Annotated in this window: 19 protein-coding genes; 12 read left to right on the forward strand and 7 right to left on the reverse strand. The window is 72.8% G+C overall.

What is annotated here, in order from left to right:
* Positions 1–6: 6 nt before the first annotated feature.
* The 3 genes from PS467_RS21555 to PS467_RS21565 all read left to right on the forward strand — a co-directional run bounded on the left by PS467_RS21555 (position 7) and on the right by PS467_RS21565 (position 2366).
* Positions 7–984, forward strand: a complete 978-nt coding sequence (locus tag PS467_RS21555) for an NAD(P)H-quinone oxidoreductase (protein ID WP_268973287.1) — start codon at positions 7–9, stop codon at positions 982–984.
* A 241-nt stretch (positions 985–1225) separates the two neighbouring features.
* Positions 1226–1732, forward strand: a complete 507-nt coding sequence (locus tag PS467_RS21560; RefSeq protein ID WP_311036636.1) for a hypothetical protein — start codon at positions 1226–1228, stop codon at positions 1730–1732.
* 64 nt (positions 1733–1796) lie between these two features.
* Positions 1797–2366 carry a bacterial proteasome activator family protein gene (locus tag PS467_RS21565; protein ID WP_311036637.1) on the forward strand — a complete coding sequence of 190 codons (570 nt, stop codon included), beginning with the start codon at positions 1797–1799 and terminating at the stop codon, positions 2364–2366.
* A 117-nt stretch (positions 2367–2483) separates the two neighbouring features.
* On the opposite strand, the gene PS467_RS21570 is transcribed toward PS467_RS21565, so the two are convergent.
* Positions 2484–4142 carry a protein kinase domain-containing protein gene (locus PS467_RS21570; RefSeq protein ID WP_311036638.1) on the reverse strand — a complete coding sequence of 553 codons (1659 nt, stop codon included), beginning with the start codon at positions 4140–4142 and terminating at the stop codon, positions 2484–2486.
* Positions 4143–4453: 311 nt separating this feature from the next.
* Between PS467_RS21570 and PS467_RS21575 the strand changes: the two genes are divergently transcribed.
* Complete coding sequence (locus tag PS467_RS21575; RefSeq protein ID WP_311036639.1) at positions 4454–6040, forward strand: protein kinase domain-containing protein; 1587 nt, start codon at positions 4454–4456, stop codon at positions 6038–6040.
* A 152-nt stretch (positions 6041–6192) separates the two neighbouring features.
* Here PS467_RS21575 and PS467_RS21580 read toward each other — a convergent pair whose 3' ends face one another.
* Both PS467_RS21580 and PS467_RS21585 read right to left on the reverse strand, forming a co-directional pair.
* On the reverse strand, positions 6193–7230 hold the full coding sequence (locus PS467_RS21580) for a phosphotransferase (RefSeq protein ID WP_311036640.1): 1038 nt from the start codon (positions 7228–7230) through the stop codon (positions 6193–6195).
* Positions 7231–7967: 737 nt separating this feature from the next.
* Positions 7968–8639: a response regulator gene (locus tag PS467_RS21585; RefSeq protein ID WP_268973293.1), complete on the reverse strand. Its 672-nt coding sequence runs from the start codon at positions 8637–8639 to the stop codon at positions 7968–7970.
* A gap of 322 nt (positions 8640–8961) precedes the next feature.
* Here PS467_RS21585 and pdhA point away from each other — a divergent pair, with 322 nt between their 5' ends.
* The 5 genes from pdhA to PS467_RS21610 all read left to right on the forward strand — a co-directional run bounded on the left by pdhA (position 8962) and on the right by PS467_RS21610 (position 14631).
* On the forward strand, positions 8962–10131 hold the full coding sequence (gene pdhA, locus PS467_RS21590) for a pyruvate dehydrogenase (acetyl-transferring) E1 component subunit alpha (RefSeq protein ID WP_311036641.1): 1170 nt from the start codon (positions 8962–8964) through the stop codon (positions 10129–10131).
* A gap of 1 nt (position 10132) precedes the next feature.
* Positions 10133–11113: an alpha-ketoacid dehydrogenase subunit beta gene (locus tag PS467_RS21595; RefSeq protein ID WP_311036642.1), complete on the forward strand. Its 981-nt coding sequence runs from the start codon at positions 10133–10135 to the stop codon at positions 11111–11113.
* A 22-nt stretch (positions 11114–11135) separates the two neighbouring features.
* Positions 11136–12557, forward strand: coding sequence for a dihydrolipoamide acetyltransferase family protein (locus PS467_RS21600; protein ID WP_311036643.1), 1422 nt, complete (start codon positions 11136–11138; stop codon positions 12555–12557).
* A gap of 122 nt (positions 12558–12679) precedes the next feature.
* Positions 12680–13339: a GntR family transcriptional regulator gene (locus PS467_RS21605; protein ID WP_311036644.1), complete on the forward strand. Its 660-nt coding sequence runs from the start codon at positions 12680–12682 to the stop codon at positions 13337–13339.
* The gene (locus PS467_RS21610; protein ID WP_268973299.1) at positions 13336–14631 is read left to right on the forward strand and encodes an MFS transporter; all 1296 of its coding nucleotides are present in this window, start codon (positions 13336–13338) and stop codon (positions 14629–14631) included. Before PS467_RS21605 ends, PS467_RS21610 begins: the two co-directional genes overlap by 4 nt.
* 72 nt (positions 14632–14703) lie before the next feature.
* On the opposite strand, the gene PS467_RS21615 is transcribed toward PS467_RS21610, so the two are convergent.
* A complete protein-coding gene (locus PS467_RS21615) occupies positions 14704–15528 on the reverse strand; it encodes a maleylpyruvate isomerase family mycothiol-dependent enzyme (RefSeq protein WP_311036645.1) in 825 nt (274 codons plus the stop codon).
* A gap of 246 nt (positions 15529–15774) precedes the next feature.
* Here PS467_RS21615 and PS467_RS21620 point away from each other — a divergent pair, with 246 nt between their 5' ends.
* Positions 15775–17598: an NHL domain-containing thioredoxin family protein gene (locus PS467_RS21620; RefSeq protein WP_311036646.1), complete on the forward strand. Its 1824-nt coding sequence runs from the start codon at positions 15775–15777 to the stop codon at positions 17596–17598.
* 205 nt (positions 17599–17803) lie between these two features.
* Here the strand turns inward: PS467_RS21620 and PS467_RS21625 are convergent, their stop codons facing one another.
* From PS467_RS21625 to PS467_RS21635, 3 genes are all read right to left on the reverse strand, one after another.
* Complete coding sequence (locus tag PS467_RS21625) at positions 17804–18493, reverse strand: DUF4232 domain-containing protein (RefSeq protein ID WP_311036647.1); 690 nt, start codon at positions 18491–18493, stop codon at positions 17804–17806.
* 122 nt (positions 18494–18615) lie between these two features.
* Positions 18616–20613 (reverse strand): AfsR/SARP family transcriptional regulator, encoded by a 1998-nt coding sequence (locus tag PS467_RS21630; protein ID WP_311036648.1) that lies wholly within the window; start codon positions 20611–20613, stop codon positions 18616–18618.
* A 1-nt stretch (position 20614) separates the two neighbouring features.
* Complete coding sequence (locus PS467_RS21635; RefSeq protein WP_311036649.1) at positions 20615–21907, reverse strand: M18 family aminopeptidase; 1293 nt, start codon at positions 21905–21907, stop codon at positions 20615–20617.
* A 183-nt stretch (positions 21908–22090) separates the two neighbouring features.
* Between PS467_RS21635 and PS467_RS21640 the strand changes: the two genes are divergently transcribed.
* Both PS467_RS21640 and PS467_RS21645 read left to right on the forward strand, forming a co-directional pair.
* A complete protein-coding gene (locus tag PS467_RS21640; RefSeq protein WP_311036650.1) occupies positions 22091–22846 on the forward strand; it encodes a TNT domain-containing protein in 756 nt (251 codons plus the stop codon).
* 17 nt (positions 22847–22863) lie between these two features.
* On the forward strand, positions 22864–23232 hold the full coding sequence (locus PS467_RS21645) for a hypothetical protein (protein ID WP_311036651.1): 369 nt from the start codon (positions 22864–22866) through the stop codon (positions 23230–23232).
* The last annotated feature ends 10 nt before the right edge of the window (positions 23233–23242 follow it).

Raw genomic sequence — 23242 nt, forward strand, 5'->3', positions numbered from 1 at the left:
GCGGCCATGCATGCGATCACGATTCCCGAACCCGGTGGCCCCGAAGCCCTGGTATGGGCCGAGGTCCCCGATCCCGTGCCCGGCGAGGGGGAGGTCCTGGTCGACGTCGCCGCCGGTGGCGTCAACCGCGCGGATGTGCTGCAACGTCAGGGCTTCTACCCGCCGCCGGCCGGCGCCCCGCCCTACCCCGGTCTGGAGTGCTCGGGCCGGATCTCGGCGCTGGGCCCCGGCGTCACCGGCTGGGCGGTGGGCGACGAGGTGTGCGCCCTGCTCGCGGGCGGTGGGTACGCCGAGAAGGTGGCGGTCCCGGCGGGGCAACTGCTGCCCGTCCCCGAGGGCGTGGACCTGGTCACGGCCGCCGCGCTGCCCGAAGTGACCGCGACCGTATGGTCCAACGTCTTCATGATCTCCCACCTCCGGCCGGGCGAGACGCTGTTGGTGCACGGCGGGTCGAGCGGTATCGGCACCATGGCGATCCAGCTCGCGAAGGCGGTCGGGGCGCGGGTCGCGGTGACCGCGGGCGGTCCGAAGAAGCTGGCGTCCTGCCGGGAGCTGGGGGCCGACATCCTCATCGACTACCGCGAGCAGGACTTCGTCGAGGAGATCCGCCAGGCCACCGATGGCGCGGGAGCGGACGTCATCCTGGACATCGTGGGCGCGAAGTACCTCGCCAAGAACGTGGAGACGCTCGCCGTCAACGGCCGGCTGGCGATCATCGGGATGCAGGGCGGCGCGAAGGCCGAGCTGAACCTGGGCACCCTGCTCTCCAAGAGCGCCGCCGTGACGGCCACCGGGCTGCGGGCCCGCTCGCTGGCACAGAAGGCGGCGATCATCGCGGCGGTCCGGGAACACGTCTGGCCGCTGATCGGCAGCGGCCGGGTCCGCCCGATCGTCTACCGCACCACCCCGATGCGGGAGGCCCCGGAGGCCCACCGGCTGATGGAGTCCAGCGAGCATGTGGGGAAGATCCTGCTGACGACGTGAGCGAGTCCGGTGGATCCGGTGGGGCCGGATATCGATCGGGCGTCGCCCCGGCGCAACCCCGTGCGGCTCCCATAAGCCCCCGCCGGCCCGGCGCCCGCCCGGCGCGGTCCCCATAACCCCAGCGGGTCCGGTGCGTACGGAACCGTACGATTCCGTACGGATGCGTTCAAGATGCCCGAGTCGTAACCTCATGTGACGCTGATCCCGTTACGCAATGGTTCGGCACGGGAGGGTGACCACCGTGAACCCTGCGACGCTTCGCACGCTCCCCGCGGCGGCCCTGCTGGCGGGTACCGCGCTGACCGCCGCCCCCGCTGCCCTCGCCGCCTCCGCCGCCCGCGGCGACGACACCGGCAGCGGGCTGGCGGGCACTCGTGCGGGTGAGGGCCGTGCGCACCCCGGCCGCACCGGGACGCCCGCCCCCTCGCCGTCGGACGACGGCCCCTCGACCGGGACGCCGGACGGGGGCCAGGGGGACGAGGGGAGAGACGAGGAGGGGGAGGACGAGAGCGCCGGGCGGTTTTCGCTGGTGCCCGAGTGGACGCCGTCCTCCGTGCCCGTCCCGGGGCGGCCGGACCGGCGCGAGGCGCGCGAGTCGCTCCCGTCCGGGCAGCCTTACGGTGGCCGGCGGACCGCCTCCGAGCCCAGTGGGCGGGCGATGCGGGTGCTGCCGCTGGGCACCGGTCTGGCGCTCACCGGTCTCGGCCTCGGCCTGGCGTTCTTCGGTCTGCGGCTGCGCCGCCGCTGACATCGGTGCCGGATTCCCCGACCCTCGCCCTCCGCGCCGGGTGCCGGTGCGGAACAATAGGGGTATGAACCAGCCGATGAACGAACGAGCGCAGGAGAGCCCGCACGTCCTGGTCGTCGGTCCGGACGGCATGGCACTCGGCGGCGTCGCTCCTGCTTCTGGCGAGGGCAGTGGTGACGACGAGTCGCGCGAGGTTCCCGTGACGGACATGGTCGAACAGCCGGCGAAGGTCATGCGGATCGGCAGCATGATCAAGCAGCTGCTGGAGGAGGTCCGCGCCGCGCCTCTCGACGAGGCCAGCCGGGTCCGGCTCAAGGAGATCCACTCCAGCTCGGTGAAGGAGCTGGAGGACGGGCTGGCACCCGAGCTGATCGGGGAGCTGGAGCGGCTGTCGCTGCCCTTCACGGACGACGCGGTGCCCACCGAGGCGGAACTGCGCATCGCCCAGGCCCAGTTGGTCGGCTGGCTGGAGGGGCTGTTCCACGGCATCCAGACCACCCTGTTCGCCCAGCAGATGGCGGCGCGCGCTCAGCTGGAGCAGATGCGCCGGGCGCTGCCGCCGGGGCTCGGCGGGGGCGAGGAGGACGAGGTCGCGCCCCAGCAGGGCGGCGCCCGCTCGGGCCCGTATCTCTGAGCCGCTCACCAGGCCCTTGACGCGCGGGCCGCACGACGAAACGACGCCGCGGGCCTCATCCGGAGATGAGGCCCGCGGCGTCGGTGTGCCGGGTGCGGCCGGGCCGGGGAGCCGTGCCTACCCGGGGTTGCCGGTGGAGACGGTCAGCTCGATGGTGTCCGTCTTGGGGTTGTACGGCTCGTAGTTCCGGTACGTGTAATTGAGGACCGTGCCCTTGCCCCACAGATTCTCGTCCTGGGGCACCACGCGGTACTTCCAGCCGGCCGCGCGGATGCACTTCTTCACCGAGTCGATGTAGAGGTTCTGGAAGTCGGGCACCGTGTACGTGCCCTTCTCGTCGTCGTCCTCGTACGCGTCGGTGCACTTCTCCGGGTCGATCGTCTTCGTCTTGTCGCCCATGCGGAAGCCCGCGGAGGTCGCGGAGGCCGACGGGGACGCCGATGTGTCGCCGCCCTTGCTCTCGTCCTCGGAACCGCCGCCGCCGTTCAGCGCGACCACCAGGATCACGGCGATGACCGCGACCGCCGCGACGACGGCCGAACCTATGATCACGCGCTTGTTGCCGTTGCCGCCGCCGTTGCCGCCACCGCTGCCGGACGGCGTCGAGGCGGGCGAGATGTTGTACGGCGGCGGGGTGCTGGGGCCGCCCGGGTACGCCGGCGTCGGGGCCTGGTAGCCCTGCTGCCCCATCGGCTGGCCGGTGGACGGGGGCGGGGTGGACGGGCCGAAGGCGCCGTACTGCCCGGCGGAGGGCTGCGGCTGGTACGGCGTCTGGACGCTGCCGGGGCCCGGGGCGGGCGTCTGCTGGTCGATCGGCGGGAAGACCGCCGAGCCGACACCGGCGCCGCTGCGGGCCGGCGGACCGCCGCTGATGATGATCGGCGAGGCACCGGTCTGACCGGTACGGGTGACCCGGACGCATTCGTCGCGCATGGCCTCGGCGTTCGGGAAGCGCTCGTTCGGGTTCTTCTTCAGGGCGCGGGCGACCAGCGCGTCCACCGCCGGGGGTATGGACTGGTTGATCGTGGAGGGCGCGACCGGCTCCTCCTGTACGTGTGCGTACGCGATGGCCAGCGGCGAGTCCGCGTCGAAGGGCAGCCGGCCGGTCAGCAGCTCGAAGAGCATGATGCCGACCGAGTACAGATCGCTGCGGGCGTCGACGCCGCGGCCCAGCGCCTGCTCGGGGGAGAGGTACTGCGGGGTGCCGACCACCATGCCGGTCTGGGTCATGGAGGTGACCCCGGACTGCATGGCGCGGGCGATGCCGAAGTCCATGACTTTGACCACATCGCGCTTGGTCATCATCACGTTGCCCGGCTTGATGTCGCGGTGGACCAGCCCCATCTCATGGCTGATCTCCAGCGCCGCCAGCACATCGCCGGTGATCTTCAGGGCCTTTTCGGTCGGCATCGCACCGTATTGCCGGACATCGGTGTCCAGAACCGACCGCAGCGGATGCCCCTCGATGTACTCCATGACGATGTACGGCATCAGCGAACCGCCGATGTCGTCCTCGCCGGTGTCGAAGACCGAAACGATGTTGGGGTGCGTGAGTTTCGCAACAGCCTGGGCCTCGCGGCGGAAACGCTCGCGGAAGGACTGCTCCCGCCCCAGCTCGGTGTGCAGCGTCTTGATCGCGACCTGGCGGGCCAGCACGGTGTCGTAGGCCAGGTGCACGGAGGCCATGCCGCCCTCGCCCAGCAGGTCACGCAGCTGATAGCGGCCGTTCGCCAGAGAGTGGCCTTGGTACCGCCCTGATGCGCCGTGCTGGCTCATGTCGTACTTCCCCCTCGGCGCACCCACTACTCCGACGCGCACGTTTCGACGCATTGATCTTGACGTTCTGGATATCGTGGCCAAGTCTGCCCCAGGCCACGGACACGTCAAGCCACGTGCCCGTTCCGTGACCGGATGCGTAAGAACCCGTCACGCGATTTGCATCGCTTCAGCGTCAACAGGTTTGATGACCGGTCCATCACCAACCGACGCACGGCGCGAAGGCTGTAGCGTGCCTAGCGGGAACCGTACCGCCCGTGGGCGGGGCGATCTCTACCAGACCCCCACCGAGAACGAGACGGCGAGGACCGATGGCACAGACCCAGAGCGCCCAGGGGCCCTCCGAACCTGACGCCAGCGGGTCCGGAATGCCGGACACACCCGAGGCGTGGGGCAACGCGGGACTTGTCGGCGATGGCCGATACCGACTGACCAGCCGCCTCGGCCGCGGCGGTATGGCGGAGGTGTTCGCCGCCGAGGACCTGCGGCTCGGCCGGACGGTCGCGGTGAAGCTGCTCCGCGCCGACCTGGCCGAGGACCCCGTGTCCAAGGCCCGCTTCACCCGCGAGGCACAGTCCGTGGCCGGGCTGAACCACCACGCGGTGGTGGCGGTCTACGACTCCGGCGAGGACACCGTCGGCAAGAACACCGTGCCGTACATCGTCATGGAGCTGGTCGAGGGCCGGACCATCCGCGATCTGCTGCTCAACGCCGAGGCCCCGCCGCCGGACCAGGCGCTGATCATCGTCTCCGGGGTGCTGGAGGCGCTCGCCTACAGCCACCAGCACGGCATCGTGCACCGGGACATCAAGCCCGCCAACGTGATCATCACCAACAGCGGCGCGGTCAAGGTGATGGACTTCGGCATCGCCCGCGCCCTGCACGGCGCGCAGTCCACCATGACCCAGACCGGCATGGTCATGGGCACACCGCAGTACCTCTCGCCGGAGCAGGCCCTCGGCAAGGCCGTGGACCACCGCTCCGACCTGTATGCCACCGGATGTCTGCTCTACGAGCTGCTGGCGCTTCGCCCGCCGTTCACCGGGGAGACCCCGCTGTCGGTGGTCTACCAGCACGTCCAGGACACCCCGGTGCCGCCGTCGGAGATCTCCGGCACCGTGCCGCCGGAGCTGGACGGCCTGGTCATGCGCTCCCTCGCCAAGGACCCGGACGACCGGTTCCAGAGCGCCGAGGAGATGCGCGGACTGGTCCAGTACGCGCTCCAGATGCTCCACGAGGCGGGCGGCCACACCGGCGTCTGGAACACCGGCCCGGTCACCCAGCACCTGGGCGCCGCGACCCCCGCCATGGGCATGCACGGTGTCGGGGCCACCACCGCGCTCCCGCATCCGGGCCACGGCGACACCACCCAGCAGCCGGTCCTCACCGGCCCCGGCGGCGGTGACGGCGGCTACCACGGCGGTTCCGGGCGCCGTAAGGGCCGCAGCAGGGTGTGGCTGATCGCGGTGCTCGCGGTGATCGCCGTCGCGGCCGGGGTCGCCTTCGCGCTGAACGCCGGCAAGAAGGACGACGGGAACCAGCCGAGCAAGCACCAGACCTCGGTCACCCAGGACAAGAACACCGACGAGCCGAGCGATACGCCGAGCGACGACACGGGCGACGACACGGTCCCGACCGACGAGGCCACCTCCGGTGGCACGGGCAGCGACTACCTCCCGAGCCAGGGCCCGACGCCGACGTACTCCGACGGCGACCCCACCGACGAGCCCACGGACCAGCCGACGGATCCGGGCAACGACGACCAGCCGAGCGACGAGCAGACCACCCCCGGCGGCGGCGAGCAGACCACCGAGCCCACGAACGACCCGCCCTCGACGGGCGACGGCCAGCCCACCGATCCGACGGGCGACACGGGCAACGTCGACGGCACGCCCTGAGGGCGGGGCGGGGGCGCCGGGAACCTCGCGCAGAGGCCCTCGGCGCCCCCGTCGGCTCCTCGGTGCCCCCGTCAGTCCCCTTGGTGCCCTGTCAGCCCCTCGGCGCCCCCGCCAGCTCCCTCGGCGCCGCCGTCAGCCCCCTTGGCGCCCGCTCAGCCGCAGAAGGCGTCGCGGACCGCGTCGTACTCCCGGGTCCACCACACCACCAGCGCGGCGGCCGCCGGGAACTGCGGATCGGCGCGCCCGTCCCCGCGCTGGTAGCGCCAGCGCAGCATCCAGAAGTCGTTGAGCCGTTCCCACCACACCCGGTGCACGGCCGCGGCCATCTCGGCGGCCCCGGCCCCCGCCGTGCAGCGGTACGCCCGTGCGTAGGACCGCACCTTGGTGAGCTCCAGGGTGCCGCCGGGCCGTACGAAGAAGATCGCGGCGGCCCGGACCGCCTCCTCGGCGCGCGGCTGCACCCCGAGCCGGTCCCAGTCGACGATGGCGGCCGGTTCCGTATCGCGGTAGAGCAGGTTCAGGGGGTGGAAGTCGCCGTGCACCCAGCCGGTGACCGGGACGGCGTGTGCCTCCGGGCGGCGGTGCGCGTGCCGCTCCAGCAGCGCCCGCCGCTCGACCAGGCGGTGCTCGGCGAGCTCGTCGAAGGAGTCGCGTGCCCGGCGCCTCCGGACCAGCGTGAGCAGCTCGTCGATGACGGCGAAGGTGTCCACTGGGTCGGCCGCCTCCCCGGGCGGCTGCCGGTCGCCCGTACGGGCCCGCATGACCCGCTCCAGACAGGTGTGGACCAGCCCGAGCAGCCCGCCCAGCCGCCAGCACTGCGGGGCGGTCAGCTCACCGCCGTCGCGGTGCCGCCCGTCGACCCAGGGGTGTAAGGCGTAGCAGCGGCCGCCGATGACCACGACCGTACGGCCGTCGGCGTCGGGGACCGGCGGGGCGACGGGCACCCCGAGCGCGCCCAGCCGCTGGGTGACCCGGTGCTGGCGGGCGATGGCGGTGCGGTCGCCGTCGAGGTGGTGTTTGAGGAAGAACCGGCCGCGGGTGGTGGCGAGGCGGTAGCCGCGGTTGAGCAGCCCCTGGGTGAGCGGTTCGCAGGAGACCGCCTCACCGGCGCTGTCGTAGCGGCGGAGCAGGGTGCTCAGGGTTTCCCCGTCGGGAGCGTCCTCGGCGGAGCGTACATGTGAGCGCGGCACCTGCCAGATGTTAGATCACCGGACATCACCGCCACGGCGCACACAAAGGGGACGATGCGCCTGCCGAACGCGCCCGGTTGACCGAGACGTCACCACCCCACCCCGGCCCGCACCGCCCCCGCCGGGCGCAGCGCGTCTGCCTCCGTGCCGCCCCCGCCGGCCGGGGCCCGCCCCTCCGGGATCGGTGCCGTCCCGCGTCGGGCTCAACGTCTCGGGGGCCTGCGCCGCCTCCGCCGGAACAACAGCGCTTCGGGACCCGGGTCGCCCGCCGCCGGGGGCCTGTGCCTCCGCAGCCGTGTCGCCCGCCGCTGCGGGCAGCGCCCGCGCCGCCCGTGTCGGGCTCACCGGTTCGTGGTCTGCGCCGTCTCCGCCGGGGGGGTGCTTCGGGGTCCGCCCTCCCCGCTCAGGGGCCAGCGTGTCTGGCCTCGTGCCGCCCGCCGCCGCAGGGCAGTGCCTCTCCGGGGGCCGTGTTGCCCGCCGCCGCGCGGTAGTGCTCGTGCCGTCCGCGTCGGGTTCAGCGGTTCGGGGCCCTGTGTCGCCCGCGTCGGGCTCCGCGTGTCTGGCCCCGTGCCGTCCCCGCCGGGGGGTGCTTCGGGGCCCTCCGGGGTCCCGGTCCGCCGCCGGGGGCCTGTGCCTCCGCAGCCGTGTCGCCCGTCGTCGCGGGGCGCAGTGCCTCCGGAGCCGTGCCGCCCCCGGGGGGGCCCGCGCCGCCGCCCCGTTCGCCCGCCCCGTCAGGGTCATCGCCTCTGGGTCTGTTTGGCCTGCATTCGGGCGACGTACGCCGCCGCCTGGGAGCGGCGTTCCATGCCGAGCTTGGAGAGCAGGCTGGAGACGTAGTTCTTGATCGTCTTCTCGGCCAGGTGCAGCCGTTCGCCGATCGCCCGGTTGGTGAGCCCCTCGCCGATCAGCAGCAGGATTCGGCGTTCCTGCTCGGTGAGGGAGGCGAGCCGGTCGTCCGCCGGTTTGACGGCTGCCTGGCCGCGCAGCCGCTCCAGTACGCGGGCGGTGGCCACCGGGTCGAGCAGGGACCGGCCCGCGGCCACGTCCCGGACGGCGGCGAGCAGTTCGCCGCCGCGGATGTCCTTCAGGACGTAGCCCGACGCGCCCGCGATGATGGCGTCGAAGAGCGCCTCGTCGTCGGCGAAGGAGGTGAGCATCATGCAGCGGATGGACTCGTCGCGGGCGCGGATCTCGCGGCAGACCTCGACCCCGCTGCGGTCGGGCAGCCGGATGTCCAGGACGGCGACGTCGGGGCGGACGGCCGGAATCCGGGCCAGCGCGTCGGCCGCGGTGCCCGCCTCGCCGACCACCTCCATGTCCGGCTCGCTCGCGAGCAGGTCGCGTACGCCGCGTCGTACGACTTCATGGTCGTCGACCAGGAAAATCCTTATTTTTCCTTCTTCGCGCACGGCTCCAGTCTCACACACGAAGTCTTCCCGTGCCGTTGTCCAGCGGGATACCGTGCGCTTGTCCGGCGGCCTGCGGGGCTGTGACCAGTGGATGTTTCCCCGGCCACGCGATTTACTTGGAAATCCAAGCAAAATTGCAGGTCAGGTGGGGTTTCGCAGACACGCGACGCACTGGGTAACGTGCCTTGTGCAGGGCCAGCCGCCGGGTACCTGTCACGCCCGGTCTTGCCTCGGCGCACCCACCCCGTGCGCCGTCGCCGAGCGGGCGAGCCGCAACTGGCCGCCGGCGGATCCCGGGGGCCGGACAGACGGAGGAGCACACGTGACCGTGGAGAGCACTGCCGCGCGCAAGCCGCGCCGCAGCGGAGCCAAGCGCAGCACCACCGCGCGGAACGCCAAGAAGCAGCAGCCTGCGGGCCAGACCGAACTCGTACAGCTGCTGACCCCCGAGGGCGAACGGGTCGAGCACCCGGAGTACTCCATCGACCCGACCCCCGAGGAGCTGCGCGGTCTGTACCGGGACATGGTGCTGACGCGGCGGTTCGACGCCGAGGCGACCACCCTCCAGCGCCAGGGCGAACTGGGCCTGTGGGCGTCGCTGCTCGGCCAGGAGGCGGCGCAGATCGGCTCCGGCCGGGCGCTGAACGACGCCGACTACGTCTTCCCCACCTACCGCGAGCACGGTGTGGCCTGGTGCCGGGGCGTGGACCCGACCAATCTGCTGGGGATGTTCCGCGGGGTGAACCACGGCGGCTGGGACCCCAACAGCAACAACTTCCACCTGTACACCATCGTCATCGGCTCCCAGGCGCTGCACGCGACCGGTTACGCGATGGGCGTGGCCAAGGACGGCGGGGACTCCGCGGTGCTGGCCTACTTCGGTGACGGCGCCTCCAGCCAGGGCGATGTCGCCGAATCGTTCACCTTCTCCGCGGTCTACAACGCCCCGGTCGTCTTCTTCTGCCAGAACAACCAGTGGGCCATCTCCGAGCCCACCGAGAAGCAGACCCGGGTCCCGCTCTACCAGCGCGCCCAGGGCTTCGGCTTCCCCGGGGTGCGGGTGGACGGCAACGACGTGCTCGCCTGTCTGGCCGTCACCAAGGCCGCGCTGGAGCGGGCGCGCACCGGGCAGGGCCCGATGCTCATCGAGGCGTTCACCTACCGCATGGGCGCGCACACCACCTCCGACGACCCGACGCGCTACCGCTCCCCGGAGGAGCGGGAGCTGTGGGAGACCAAGGACCCGATCCTGCGGCTGCGCACCCTGCTGACCCGCGAGGGCCTGGTCGACGACGCGTACTTCGCCGACCTCGAGCGGGAGAGCGACGCGCTGGCCAAGCGGGTACGGGACGCCGTACGGGCCATGCCCGACCCCGAAGACATGGCGCTGTTCGAGCACGTCTACGCCGACGGCCACGCGCTCGTCGACGAGGAGCGGGCGCAGTTCGCCGAGTACCAGGCTTCGTTCGTCACCGCTGAGGAAGGCATCTGACATGGCCGCCGAGAAGATGTCGCTCTCCAAGGCGATCAACGCGTCGCTGCGCACGGCGCTCGAGGCCGACCCCAAGGTCCTGATCATGGGCGAGGACGTCGGCAAGCTCGGGGGCGTCTTCCGGGTCACCGACGGGCTGCAGAAGGACTTCGGCGAGGACCGGGTCATCGACACCCCGCTCGCCGAGTCCGGCATCGTGGGCACCGCGATCGGGCTCGCGCTGCGCGGCTACCGCCCGGTGGTGGAGATCCAGTTCGACGGTTTCGTCTTCCCCGCCTACGACCAGATCGTCACCCAGCTCGCCAAGATGCACGCGCGGTCGCTCGGCAAGGTCAAGCTGCCGGTCGTGGTCCGCATTCCGTACGGCGGCGGCATCGGCGCGGTGGAGCACCACAGCGAGTCGCCGGAGGCGCTGTTCGCGCATGTGGCGGGGTTGAAGGTGGTCTCGCCCGCCAATGCCTCCGACGCCTACTGGATGCTCCAGCAGGCCATCGGCAGCGACGACCCGGTCATCTACTTCGAGCCCAAGCGCCGCTACCACGACAAGTCCGAGGTCGACACCTCCGCGATCCCCGGTCCGCTGCACTCCGCCCGGGTGGTGCGGCCGGGAACGGACCTGACCCTGGCGGCCTACGGCCCGATGGTCAAGGTCTGTATGGACGCCGCCGCGGCGGCCGCCGAGGAGGGCACGTCGCTGGAGGTCGTGGACCTGCGCTCGATCTCGCCGCTGGACTTCGACACGATCCAGGGGTCCGTGGAGCGGACGGGCCGGCTGGTCGTCGTCCACGAGGCACCGGTGTTCCTGGGCACCGGGGCGGAGATCGCCGCACGCATCACCGAGAGGTGCTTCTATCACCTCCAGGCCCCGGTGCTGCGGGTCGGCGGCTACCACTCGCCGTACCCGCCGTCACGGCTCGAGGACGAGTACCTTCCGGGGCTGGACCGGGTGCTCGACGCCGTAGACCGTGCGTTGGCGTACTGAAGGGCTTGAGGAGATCGTGACGATGACCGCAGTCGAACAGCGCTTCCGTGAGTTCAAGATGCCCGACGTGGGCGAGGGGCTGACCGAGGCCGAGATCCTCAAGTGGTTCGTGGCGCCGGGCGACACGGTGACCGACGGCCAGGTGGTGTGCGAGGTCGAGACCGCCAAGGCCGCCGTCGAGCTGCCCATCCCGTTCGACGGAGTGGTGCACGAGCTGCGCTTCGACGAGGGCACCACCGTGGACGTGGGCACGCCGATCATCTCGGTGGACACCGACCCCGGTGCGGGGGACGCGGCGCCCCAGGCGGCTCCCGCCGCCGAGGAGTCCGCCGCCGAGAAGCCCGCCGCCGAGAAGCCGGCGGAGAAGGAGGGCCGCCAGGCCAATCTGGTCGGCTACGGGGCGGCGCCCGCCTCCACCAAGCGCCGTCCGCGCAAGCCGCTGCCGGGCCGGCAGCGGCCCGACGCGGCGAAGCCCGCCCCGGCCCCGGCCGAGGCGGCACCGGCCGCCCCCGCGCCCGCCCGCCCCGCGGCCGCGCCCGAGCTGAACGGCAGCGCCCGGACCACCCGGCCGCTGGCCAAGCCCCCGGTCCGCAAGCTCGCCAAGGACCTGGGCATCGACCTGGAGACGGTCACCCCGAGCGGGCCGGACGGGATCATCACCCGCGAGGACGTCCACGCGGCCGCCGAGGCCCTCAGGGCGGTCCAGGAGGCGCCCGTGGCGGCCCCGTCCGCGGCCGCCGAGGGCCGGGAGCGGCGGGTGCCCGTGAAGGGCGTACGGAAGGCCACCGCGCAGGCGATGGTCAACAGCGCCTTCACCGCCCCGCACGTGACCGAGTTCGTGACGGTCGACGTCACCCGCACCATGAAGCTCGTCGCCGACCTCAAACAGGACCCGGAGATGGCCGGGCTGCGGGTCAACCCGCTGCTGCTGGTCGCCAAGGCCCTGCTGGTGGCCATCCGGCGCAACCCGGACATCAACGCCACCTGGGACGAGGACAACCAGGAGATCGTCTACAAGGACTACGTCAATCTGGGCATCGCGGCGGCCACGCCGCGCGGGCTGATCGTCCCCAACATCAAGGACGCGCACGCCAAGACCCTGCCCGAACTGGCGTCCGCCCTGGGCGAGCTGGTCACCACCGCCCGTGAGGGCAAGACCAGCCCGGCCGCGATGTCCGGCGGCACGGTCACCATCACCAACGTGGGCGTCTTCGGTGTCGACACCGGCACCCCGATCCTCAACCCCGGCGAGTCCGCGATCCTCGCCTTCGGCGCCATCAAGCTCCAGCCGTGGGTCCACAAGGGCGAGGTCAAGCCGCGCCAGGTGACCACCCTCGCGCTCTCCTTCGACCACCGGCTGGTCGACGGTGAGCTGGGCTCCAAGGTGCTCGCGGACGTCGCGGCGATCCTGGAACGCCCCAAGCGCCTGCTCACCTGGGCCTAGTCGCGCCAGCCCCGATCACCTGGCCCTGATCACCTCCGGGCCGTCCTCCGTCCCTCGTCCCCCGTCCGTATCGCGGACGGGGGACGAGTGCGCATGCATCTTGTATCTATGATGTGCTCATCATGAGTCCCGCTGATACGGCCACCAAGCCGCCGCCCGCCGCCGAACGCGTCTACCACCACGTCAAACAAGCCGTCCTCGACCGCCGCTACGAGGGCGGCACACTTCTGAGCGAAGGCGAACTCGCGGATGCCGTCGGGGTCTCCCGTACGCCCGTCCGGGAGGCCCTGCTGCGCCTGGAGGCCGAGGGGCTGCTCAAGCTCTATCCGAAGAAGGGCGCCCTGGTCCTGCCCGTCTCCGCGCAGGAGATCGCGGACGTGGTCGAGACCCGGCTGCTGGTGGAGCAGCACGCGGTCGCCAAGGTGGTACCGGCCGGGGAGAAGCTGCTGGGGCGGCTCGAGGAGCTGCTGGAGGAGCAGAAGGTGCACGCCGCGGCCGGGGATCTGGCCGCGTTCGCGGTCGCCGACCGCTGCTTCCACGCGGCGATCGTCCGGGCGGCCGGAAACGGCATCCTGGCGCAGCTCTACGACCAGTTGCGGGACCGTCAGCTGCGGATGGGCGTGGCCACGATGAACGCCGAGCCCGACCGCATCGCCAAGAACATCACCGAGCACACCGAGATCCTCCAGGCCCTGCGCGCCGGGGACGCCGCTTTCGTGTCCGGTCTGGTGCAGCGTCACATCAGCTGGGTGAACAATCTCGCCCGGGGTGAGGTGCGATGACCTCGGCTCACCTGCCCGGGGACCCGCCCGGCGGCCGTCGTGCCGTCGCCGTATGGGGCCTGGGCGTCGCCGTCTACTTCGTCGCCATCACCTATCGCACCAGCCTCGGTGTCGCCGGTATCGACGCCGCCGAGCGCTTCCACATCAACGCCTCGGCGCTGTCGACCTTCTCCATCCTCCAGGTGCTGGTCTACGCCGGGATGCAGATACCGGTCGGGCTCATGGTCGACCGTCTCGGCACCCGTAAGGTGCTCATGCTCGGCGTGCTGCTCTTCACCGTGGGGCAGTCCGGCTTCGCTTTCTCCCACTCCTACGCCATGGCGCTGGCCTCCCGGGCGCTGCTCGGCTGCGGTGACGCCATGACCTTCATCAGCGTGCTGCGGCTCGGCTCGCGCTGGTTCCCGGCCCGCCGGGGCCCGCTCATCGCGCAGGTCGCCGCGCTCTTCGGCATGGCGGGCAACCTGGTCTCCACGCTGGTGATCGCCCGGACGCTGCACAGCGCCGGCTGGACCACGACCTTCGCGGGCAGCGCGGTCGGCGGTGTGGCCGTCTTCGTCCTGGTGCTGTTCTTCCTCAAGGACCACCCGGAGGGCTTCGAGCCCGGCCCCGGCCCCCGTATGGCGGGCGGCTTCGTCCGCCGGCAGATCGTGGCCACCTGGCGCGAGCCCGGCACCCGGCTGGGCATGTGGGTGCACTTCACCACCCAGTTCCCGGCGATGGTCTTCCTGCTGCTGTGGGGGATGCCGTTCCTGGTCGAGGCGGAGGGGCTGTCCCGCGCGACCGCGGGCCGGCTGCTGACCCTCGTGGTGCTGTCCAACATGGCGGTCGGCCTGATCTACGGGCAGGTCATCGCCCGGCACCACGCCGCCCGCGCCCCGCTGGCCCTCGGCACGGTCGGCGCCACCGCGCTGCTGTGGGGGGCCGTGCTGGCCTGGCCGTCCGACCACGCGCCGCTGTGGCTGCTGGTGGTCCTGTGCGTCGTGCTCGGTGCCTGCGGCCCCGCGTCGATGATCGGCTTCGACTTCGCCCGGCCGGCCAATCCGCCCGAGCGGAGCGGCACCGCCTCCGGGATCGTCAACATGGGCGGCTTCACGGCCACGATGACCACGCTGCTGGCCGTCGGCGTCCTGCTGGACCTGACCGGCGACGACTTCCGGATCGCGTTCGCCTCGGTGTTCGTGCTCCAGGCGCTCGGCGTCACCCAGATCCTGCGGCTGCGCGGACGTGCGCACCGCCGCGAGCGCGAGCGCGTGGTCGCGAGCCGCGTCGAGGCGGTGCACGTACCGGCGTGACCCGCCAGGGGCTACGGCACGCCCCAGGGCGCTGCGGTGTGACCCGCCAGGGGCCACGGCGCCCCCAGGGCGCTACGGCGTGACCGCGAAGTGCCCGAGGATGGTCTCGGCCAGCGGCAGATCGCCCTCGATCTTCAGCCGCTCCGAGACCGCCTCGGGCCGCACCCGCCCGCAGGCCAGCCGGACGTAGGTCTCCCAGTCCAGGGTGAGGGTGACCGTCGGCCCGAGCGAGACGCTGCCGTCGATGGTGCCCCTGCCGTGCGCGTCGACCCGGACCGTCCGCATGAACTCCAGCGGGCCGCTCACATCGAAGACGACGGCGGAGTGGGGCGGTGCGCCCGCGTCCTTGGCGACCACCTTCGGCAGCGCCGCCAGCAGCAGGTCACGGGTGATCGAGGCACCCGGGGAGTCCAGGTTGCCGGGCTTGTTCAGGGCCCGGCGCAGATCCTGTTCGTGCACCCAGATGTCGAAGGCCCGCCGGGTCAGGGCCTCCTCCAGGGTCACCTCGGTGCCGCCGGGCCAGCGCACCATGGCGTCCGGGGCGCGCTTCTCGTTCCGCAGCTGACGGTTCCGCCGGATGACGGTGTACTCCAGTTCGGAGGTCATCTCGGGCGCGGTGTGGCAGCGCCGGACGTCGACCTGGACCTCCATGTACCGCGACAGCTCGCTGGTGACGTGGAACAGATCGCGCGGCAGGGAGTGGATGGGGCGGGGGTCGCCGAGCATCTCGCATTCGAGTCCGATCACATGCGAGACGACGTCCCGCACCGACCATCCCGGGCACTCGGTGGCGCGGTTCCACTCACTCTCCGGGAGTGGATTGACCAACTCCGATATCGCGTCGATGGAGTGGGTCCAGGCGTCGATGGAGTTCTGAAGGCTGGGATGGACGGTCACGGGACCCCTCGGGCGGTTGGTACGCGGGCTGGGTGCTGGTGTGTGCGTTCAAGTTACGCTGCCCACGAGCGCACGGGCAGTGCTTTCGGGTCTGATCGTAGGCCCGGAACGGCGGCCGACGGCCTCCCGCGATGGTAGTGTGCCGCCCGCTCCGCCCTTATGTCCGGACAGAATCGGGCGCATCGGGCGAAAGCTGTTCAGGGGGCGGGGGGAATGACATGACCGGAACTGATGTTTGATGGGGGTATGGCTCCACGTGCACGCGTCCGCGCCCCCGAGCTGATCGGGCAGGGCGGCTGGCTCAATACCGGCGGTAACGACCTCTCCCTCGCCGATCTGCGAGGGCGCATCGTCATTCTCGACTTCTGGACGTTCTGCTGCGTGAACTGTCTGCACGTCCTGGACGAGCTGCGCGAGCTGGAGGAGAAGCACCGCGACACCGTGGTGATCGTCGGGGTGCACTCGCCGAAGTTCGTCCACGAGGCCGAGCACCAGGCGGTCGTGGACGCCGTCGAGCGCTACGAGGTGCACCACCCGGTCCTCGACGACCCCGAGCTGGCCACCTGGAAGCAGTACGCGGTACGGGCCTGGCCCACCCTGGTCGTCATCGACCCCGAGGGCTATGTGGTCGCCCAGCACGCGGGCGAGGGCCACGCACACGCCCTGGAGACCCTCGTGGGGCAGCTGGAGGCCGAGCACGGCGCCAAGGGCACCCTGCGGCGCGGTGACGGCCCGTACGTGCCCCCGGAGCCGGTCCCCACCGAGCTGCGCTTCCCCGGTAAGGCGCTGCTGCTGCCCGGCGGCACCTTCCTGGTCTCGGACACCACCCGTCACCAGCTGGTGGAGCTCGCGGCGGACGGCGAGCGCGTGGTGCGCCGGATCGGCACGGGTGAGCGCGGCCTTACCGACGGCACGAGCGAGTCGGCCCGCTTCAGCGAGCCCCAGGGGCTCGCCCCGCTTCCCGACGGCACCGTGGCCGTCGCCGACACCGTGAACCACGCGCTGCGCCATTTCGACCCGGCCACCGGCGAGGTCACCACGCTCGCCGGGACCGGCCGCCAGTGGCGGCAGGGGTCCCCCACCGAGGGGCCCGCCCAGGACACCGACCTGTCCTCCCCCTGGGACGTGGCCTGGTTCGCCGGCCGGCTGTGGATCGCCATGGCCGGCGTCCACCAGCTGTGGACCTACGACCCCGAGGCCGGGACCGTACGGGCCGCCGCCGGGACCACCAACGAGGGCCTGGTCGACGGCCCCGCCGAGACGGCCTGGTTCGCCCAGCCCTCCGGGCTCGCCGCGGCCGAGGACCGGCTGTGGATCGCGGACTCCGAGACGTCCGCGCTGCGCTATGTCGAACGCGCGGCGGACGGTGCCGACGGCTTCGCCGTCCGTACCGCCGTCGGCACCGGGCTCTTCGACTTCGGCCACCGCGACGGCGCCGCCGGTCAGGCGCTGCTCCAGCATCCGCTGGGGGTCACCGCGCTGCCCGACGGCTCGGTGGCGATCTCGGACACCTACAACCACGCGCTGCGCCGCTTCGACCCGGCCACCGGCGAGGTCACCACGCTCGCCACCGATCTGCGCGAGCCCTCCGACGCGGTCCTGGCCGACGAGGACATCGTCGTGGTGGAGTCCGCCCGGCACCGGCTGACCCGGCTGCGGCTGCCGGAGGAGGCCGTAAGGGTCGAGGGGACGACGCACCGCACCCAGCGCGCCGCGACCGACATCGCCCCGGGGACGCTCCGGCTGGACGTGGTCTTCCAGGCGCCCGCCGGGCAGAAGCTGGACACCCGCTACGGCCCCTCCACCCGGCTGCTGGTGAGTTCCACCCCGCCCGAGCTGCTGGCCGGCGGGGACGGCGCGGGGACGGACCTGAGCCGTGAGCTCGTCCTTACGGAGGGCGTGACCGAGGGCGTGCTGCACGTCTCGGCGATGGCCGCCTCCTGCGACGACGACCCGGACAACGAGTACCCGGCCTGCCATGTGCACCAGCAGGACTGGGGCGTCCCGGTGCGGGTCACCGAGGGGGGCGCGGACCGGCTGCCGCTGGTGCTCGCCGGGATGGACGCGTAGGTCCCGGCGGTCCCCTCCGCCTGCCGTCCCGCCCGACGCGGCACCGCGTCCGGCCGGGCGACATGACGAGACGGCCCCCGCCGAAGCGGGGGCCGTCCGGGGCAGGTAGCCGGGGGGAGACGGCTACCTGTCCGGCTGGGTGGCCCGGTGACGAGCGGTCAGCGGAGCGGAAGGGCGGGCGGTCGGCGTGTCCCGGGGCGAGCCGTCACCAGAGCAGCGCGTCCGACGCGTCGCTCTGCCAGTAGCCGATCTCCGCCCCGCCGTCGACCTCCACCGCGTCGCCGGGCAGGTCGACGGTGCGGCGGCTCTCGTCGCCGGGGAGGGACACGGTCAGCCCGGTGACCAGCCGGGTGCCGCCGGCCGGGGCGTCCGCCGCGGAGGTGGTGGTGAGACCGGCGTAACCGCTCTCGCCGGGGGCCAGGGTGACGACCGTCCGCGGCCGGGTGTCCCCGGCCGCCGGTACGGCCGAGTCCGCGCCGTCGAACCGCACCACGGGGAAGCCGGTGAGCCGGCAGGGCGTCCCGGACTGGTTGGTGATCTCCATCAGCAGGTGGTTGGCCGGCCGGGGCACGGAGATGACGCCCACCGACATGGCGCCCGGGTCGCAGGCGCCGGCCTCCTCCTCGACACCGCCGTCGGCCCGCAGACCGCCCTGGGCCCCGGCGTCGGCGCCGCCGTCCGCCACCGCGCCCGGCCCGGCCTCCTGGGCGCCGTCCTCATGGGCGGTGGGGACGGCCGCGGCCATGCTGTCCGCCCGGCCGGCCGTCTTCACGCCCGACGCGTCGGCGGTGCCGCACGCCGCGAGGGTGATGCCCGCGGCGACGACCGTCAGCCCGGCCGCGACCGAGCGCAGGGTGCCGGCGCGGTGGGCGAGGCGAGCGGTGGTGAGCGGCATGGCGGTTCTCCTCCCAGCGGGCGTTCGGTCGTCTTCCGGTACGGCTCAAGCCTGTCCGGATCCGCTGCCGTTCGGCTGGTGTACGGCTGCCGCCCGCTAACGCACCGCTAACGCACCGCTGTTCACCCCTGGTCGGGCCCCTGCGGCGGGTCGCCGGACGGCAGGCGGGACGCCTCGCCGGGGCCGTCGCCGCGTCCGCTCCCGTCGCCCTGGGCGAAGAGTTTCACCAGGTCGCTCATGACGTAGCGGTTGGTGGCCTCCTCGTCCAGCAGATGCATCTCCGCCAGCCGGTCCAGGGAGTCCTGGATCAGCTCGGGGTCCGCCCCCGACAGGGCGGCCGCCTCGGCGGTGTTGACCTCCCGCGCGAAACCGGCGCCCAGGGCCCGCAGCAGCTCCGCGTCGTCCGCCGAGAGCCGGGCCACCGAGTTGCGCAGCGCGGCGGCCACCCCGGTGTCCTCCGCCGACAGCAGGGACAGCCGGCGGCGCTCGTCGCGCAGCGCGGTGGCCAGCCGGGCCAGCCGCCAGCGGGGCCGGGCCACCAGCTGGGCGGAGGCGGCGCGCAGCGCCAGCGGCAGCCCGTCGCACAGGGCCACCAGCTCCCGTGCGGCCTCCGGGTCCTCGGCGACCCGGGCGGGCCCCAGCAGCGTGCCCAGCAGGCCCACCCCGTCCTCGGGGCCGAGGGCGTGCAGCCGTACCGGGCGGGCGGCGTCGGTGGCGATCAGCCCGTCCAGCCGGCTGCGGCTGGTGACCAGCGTGGCGCAGTGGGGTCCGCCGGGCAGCAGCGGGCGCACCTGGGCGGAGCTGCCCGCGTTGTCCAGCACCACCAGCAGCCGACGGGGCGCGGTCAGCGAGCGGTACAGCGCGGACGCGGCCTCGGGTGAGGTGGGGATCTGCTCGGCCGGGGTGCCCAGGGCGAGCAGGAACTCGCGCAGCACGGCGGCGGGCAGCGCCGCCTCACCGCCGCTGAAGCCGCGCAGGTCGGCGAAGAGCCGTCCGTCGGGGAAGGCGGCGGCGTGGGCATGGCCCCAGTGGACCGCAAGGCCGGTCTTGCCGACCCCGGCGGGCCCGGTGAGCAGCGCGATCCCGCCTTCCTGGGGGTAGCCGCCGGAGCCGCCCGCCGCGCCGCCCCGGTCCGCTTCGGCGGCGCCCAGGGTCAGCCGGGACAGCTCGGCCAGCTCCGCGCTCCGGCCGTGGAAGCCCGCCGGGGGCCGGGGGAGCAGCTCGGGTACGGGCGCGGGGGCCGAGGCGGCCGCGGGCACGGACAGCGGCTGCGACGGCGTGGCGGGCACCTGCTGCCCGCCCGGCCGGCCCGCGGGGCCCGGCTGCCCGGCGGGCTCCGCGCCGCCGTGCTGCGGCCCGTCCGCCGTGGGTGCCGCCCGCAGGATCTCCTGGTAGGCGGCGCTGAGCCGCTGGCCCGGATCGACCCCCAGGTCGTCGTCGAGCAGCTGCCGGGTGCGGTGGAACCAGGCGATGGCGTCGGACTGCCGCCCGGAGCGGTAGAGCGCCAGCATCAGGGCGGCGATCAGCCCCTCGCGCAGCGGGTTGGCGACGGCGGCGGGGTGCAGGGCGCGCACCGCCTCCTCGTGCCGGCCCAGCGCCCCGTAGGCCCGTGCCAGGGCCTCCACGGCGCTCAGCCGCCGCTCCTCCAGGGCGTGCGCGGCCGCCGCGAACGGCGGGCTGGCCACGGTCCCGGTGAGCGCCGGGCCGCGCCACAGGCCGAGCGCCTGGTTCAGCAGCTGGACGGCCTCGCCGGGGGCGGACTCCGGGCTGGCCTGGGCGGTCAGCTGGTCGAAGCGCTGGGTGTCGATCAGCGCCTCGGGTACCCGCAGCAGATAGGCGGAGCTGTGGGTGGCCAGCTCGACGCCGTGGTCCTCGGCGCCGCCCTCGGCCAGGACGGCGCGCAGCCGCGAGACATGGCCCTGGATGACGGTCCGGGCGTGGGCGGGCGGCTCGTCCTCCCACAGGCTGGAGATCAACTGCTCCACGGACACCGTCGCGTTGGGCCGCAGCAGCAGCATCGCGAGCACGCTGCGCCGTTTGGCGGGCCCCAGCGCGAGCTCGACGGGGGCCGTCGGCGGCCCCGCCATGACGGTCACCGGGCCCAGCAGGGAGAAGTCCAACTCAGCCCTCCAGAAACGCGTGCAGTGCCTTGGCCAGCAGCCGGGGGTCCTGTGCGCCGCACAGTTCCCGGGCCGAGTGCATGGACAGGATCGCGATGCCGATGTCGACGGTGGCGATGCCGTGCCGGGCGGCGGTGATCGGTCCGATCGTGGTGCCGCACGGCATGGAGTTGTGGGAGACGAAGCTCTGCCAGGGCACCCCGGCGCGCTCGCAGGCGGCGGCGAAGACGGCCCGCCCGGCGCCGTCCGTGGCGTACCGCTGGTTGACGTTGACCTTGAGGATCGGCCCGCCGTTGGGCCGGGGGTGGTGGCCCGGCTCATGGCGCTCGGCGTAGTTGGGGTGGACCGCGTGGCCGGTGTCGGAGGACAGGCAGACGGTGCCCGCGAAGGCGCGCGCCCGGTCCTCGTACGCACCGCCGCGGGCGAAGACCGAGCGCTCCAGCACCGTGCCGAGCAGCGGGCCGTCGGCGCCGGTGTCGGACTGGCTGCCGTTCTCCTCGTGGTCGAAGGCGGCCAGCACGGGGATGTACGGCAGCTCGCCGCGGGCGGCGGCGGCGATCAGCGCGGCCGTACCGGCGTGCACGGACACCAGGTTGTCCATCCGGGGCCCGGCGACCAGCTCACGGTCCCGGCCGAGGTAGGCGGGCGGTTCGACGCTGTGCGTCATCAGGTCCCAGCCGGTGATCTCCTCGGCCGCGACGCCGGTCTCCTCGGCGACGAAGCGGATCAGGTCGCCCTCCTCGGCGCTGCCGAGCCCCCAGATGGGCGTCATATGGCGCTGCTTGTCGAGCTTGAGCCCCTCGGTGTTGACCGATCTGTCCAGATGGACCGCTAGTTGGGGGACTCTCAGCAAGGGACGGTCGACGGTGACGAGGTGGTGTGAGCCGTCCCGGAGGCTGATCCGGCCGGAGAGCCCGAGGTCGCGGTCGAGCCAGGTGTTGAGCAGCGCCCCGCCGTAGATCTCGACGGCGATCTGCCGCCAGCCGTGCGCACCGGTGTCGGGGATCGGCTTGACCCGCAGATTGGGAGAGTCGGTGTGGGCGCCGACGATCCGGTACGGAGTGGCCGGGCTCGTCCCCTCCGGTACGTACCAGGCGATGATCGCGCCACCCCGCAGCACGAACTTCCCGCCGGCCTCGCCGTCCCAGGGCGCGGTCTCCTCGACCCGCCGGAACCCGGCCTTCTCCAGTCGCTCCGCGGCGCTTGCCACCGCGTGGTACGGCGAGGGGCTGGCGCGGAGGAAGGACATCAGGTCGTCGGTGTGGCCGCGGTCGATGCCGGGGTGTGCGCTCATGTACTCAGCATAGATTCGTACCGGGCCGGCTCGCCCTCGTGTGGGGGGTGGCATCCATCCGTGGGGCCACGTTGATCCAATCTGATGAAAGGTCGTCAGCTAAGGCGAGAAATCGGGAGAAACGGTCGATATTCCCCGTGACCGAGCAACGCGGCACTGAGCCGCAACTCGAGGGGATACCGGATGCGCGTTCTTCGACACCTGCTTGTCGTCCTGGGGTCGCTGCTGCTGCTGTGCGGCGGCGGGCCGGCCGTGGCGCAGCCCGTCACGGAGCTCGCCGCGGGGCTCGCCCCCGTGGCCGCCCCGGAGCCGGCGGCCCCGCCCGCGCCCGCTCCGCGTCCGGAGAGCGGCGCGGACGGTGAGGGCAAGGGTCATCCTCCCTGTCCCATGACGGACCGCGTCGGGGGGACCAGCACCGCACCCAATCCTCCGCTCGAGCGCTACTACCAGGGCGACTGGCGGCTCGGCCCCGCACAGCTCCCCCGCCGTGGCGCGATCGGCCGGATGCTCGAAGGCTACGAACGGCTCGACCACTTCTCCTCCGCCTCCGCGTTCCTCGACTGTTACTGGAACGAGCAGACGAACGGCTGGTGGTTCCCGTACCCGGACGGCTGGGTGCTGCTCAACGGAGCGCCCCTGCACACCACGATCAGTCTGAAGGTCGGTCAGAAGGTCGATCTCTTCGGAAGCGGCTTCGGCCATTTCCTCGCCCCGGCGGGCACGCCCTACGAGGAGCGCGCGCTGCCACCCAGCAACCTCAACACCCTCGATCCGGCGTATCCCAACGGCTACCACCTCTACGAGGTCACCCGGCCCTTCCTGGTCGAGGCCGGTCCGATCCGGCCGTGGTTCGGCCAACCCGGCGGCGGGCTCCAGTATCTGACCGGTCCTTCGATCCCCCAGCTGGTCGCGGCCGGTAATCTGCGCCCGCTCAACTGAGGGCGGATGCTGGACCGGTGGACAGAGCGGAACTCGCCCGGACCCTCCGCGCCGAGCAGGTGCCGGACGCGCTGTACGACCTCCCGGGGGTGCGGGACATCCCGGTCCAGCCGGACGCGTACTACTTCCTGCGGCCCGCCCCGGGCGGCGGCTGGGAGACCGGGCTGCGGGAGCGCTCCCGGGACCGGGACATCAGCCGGTTCGCCACGGAGGACGAGGCGTGCCGGGACCTGCTGGCCAAGCTGAGGGCCCGCCCGCGCCCGCCGGAGGGCGGGGGCGAGACGGTCGAGGAGATCCTGGCCCGGGGCGAGGAGCTGCGGCGGTGGGCCCGGGAGGAGGTCGAACGGGCCCTGCGGGAGCGGCCGCCCGGTGCGGAGGAGCGGTGACGGCGGGCCG

The organism is Streptomyces luomodiensis (assembly GCF_031679605.1).
Lineage (GTDB): Bacteria > Actinomycetota > Actinomycetes > Streptomycetales > Streptomycetaceae > Streptomyces > Streptomyces luomodiensis.

Coding starts and splice junctions, on each gene's coding strand:
- PS467_RS21555 (WP_268973287.1), top strand. CDS start 7: ATGCATGCGATCACGATTCCCGAACCCGGTGGCCCCGAAGCCCTGGTA.
- PS467_RS21565 (WP_311036637.1), top strand. CDS start 1,797: ATGAACCAGCCGATGAACGAACGAGCGCAGGAGAGCCCGCACGTCCTG.
- PS467_RS21570 (WP_311036638.1), bottom strand. CDS start 4,142: ATGAGCCAGCACGGCGCATCAGGGCGGTACCAAGGCCACTCTCTGGCG.
- PS467_RS21575 (WP_311036639.1), top strand. CDS start 4,454: ATGGCACAGACCCAGAGCGCCCAGGGGCCCTCCGAACCTGACGCCAGC.
- PS467_RS21595 (WP_311036642.1), top strand. CDS start 10,133: ATGGCCGCCGAGAAGATGTCGCTCTCCAAGGCGATCAACGCGTCGCTG.
- PS467_RS21600 (WP_311036643.1), top strand. CDS start 11,136: ATGACCGCAGTCGAACAGCGCTTCCGTGAGTTCAAGATGCCCGACGTG.
- PS467_RS21605 (WP_311036644.1), top strand. CDS start 12,680: ATGAGTCCCGCTGATACGGCCACCAAGCCGCCGCCCGCCGCCGAACGC.
- PS467_RS21610 (WP_268973299.1), top strand. CDS start 13,336: ATGACCTCGGCTCACCTGCCCGGGGACCCGCCCGGCGGCCGTCGTGCC.
- PS467_RS21620 (WP_311036646.1), top strand. CDS start 15,775: ATGGCTCCACGTGCACGCGTCCGCGCCCCCGAGCTGATCGGGCAGGGC.
- PS467_RS21625 (WP_311036647.1), bottom strand. CDS start 18,493: ATGCCGCTCACCACCGCTCGCCTCGCCCACCGCGCCGGCACCCTGCGC.
- PS467_RS21635 (WP_311036649.1), bottom strand. CDS start 21,907: ATGAGCGCACACCCCGGCATCGACCGCGGCCACACCGACGACCTGATG.
- PS467_RS21640 (WP_311036650.1), top strand. CDS start 22,091: ATGCGCGTTCTTCGACACCTGCTTGTCGTCCTGGGGTCGCTGCTGCTG.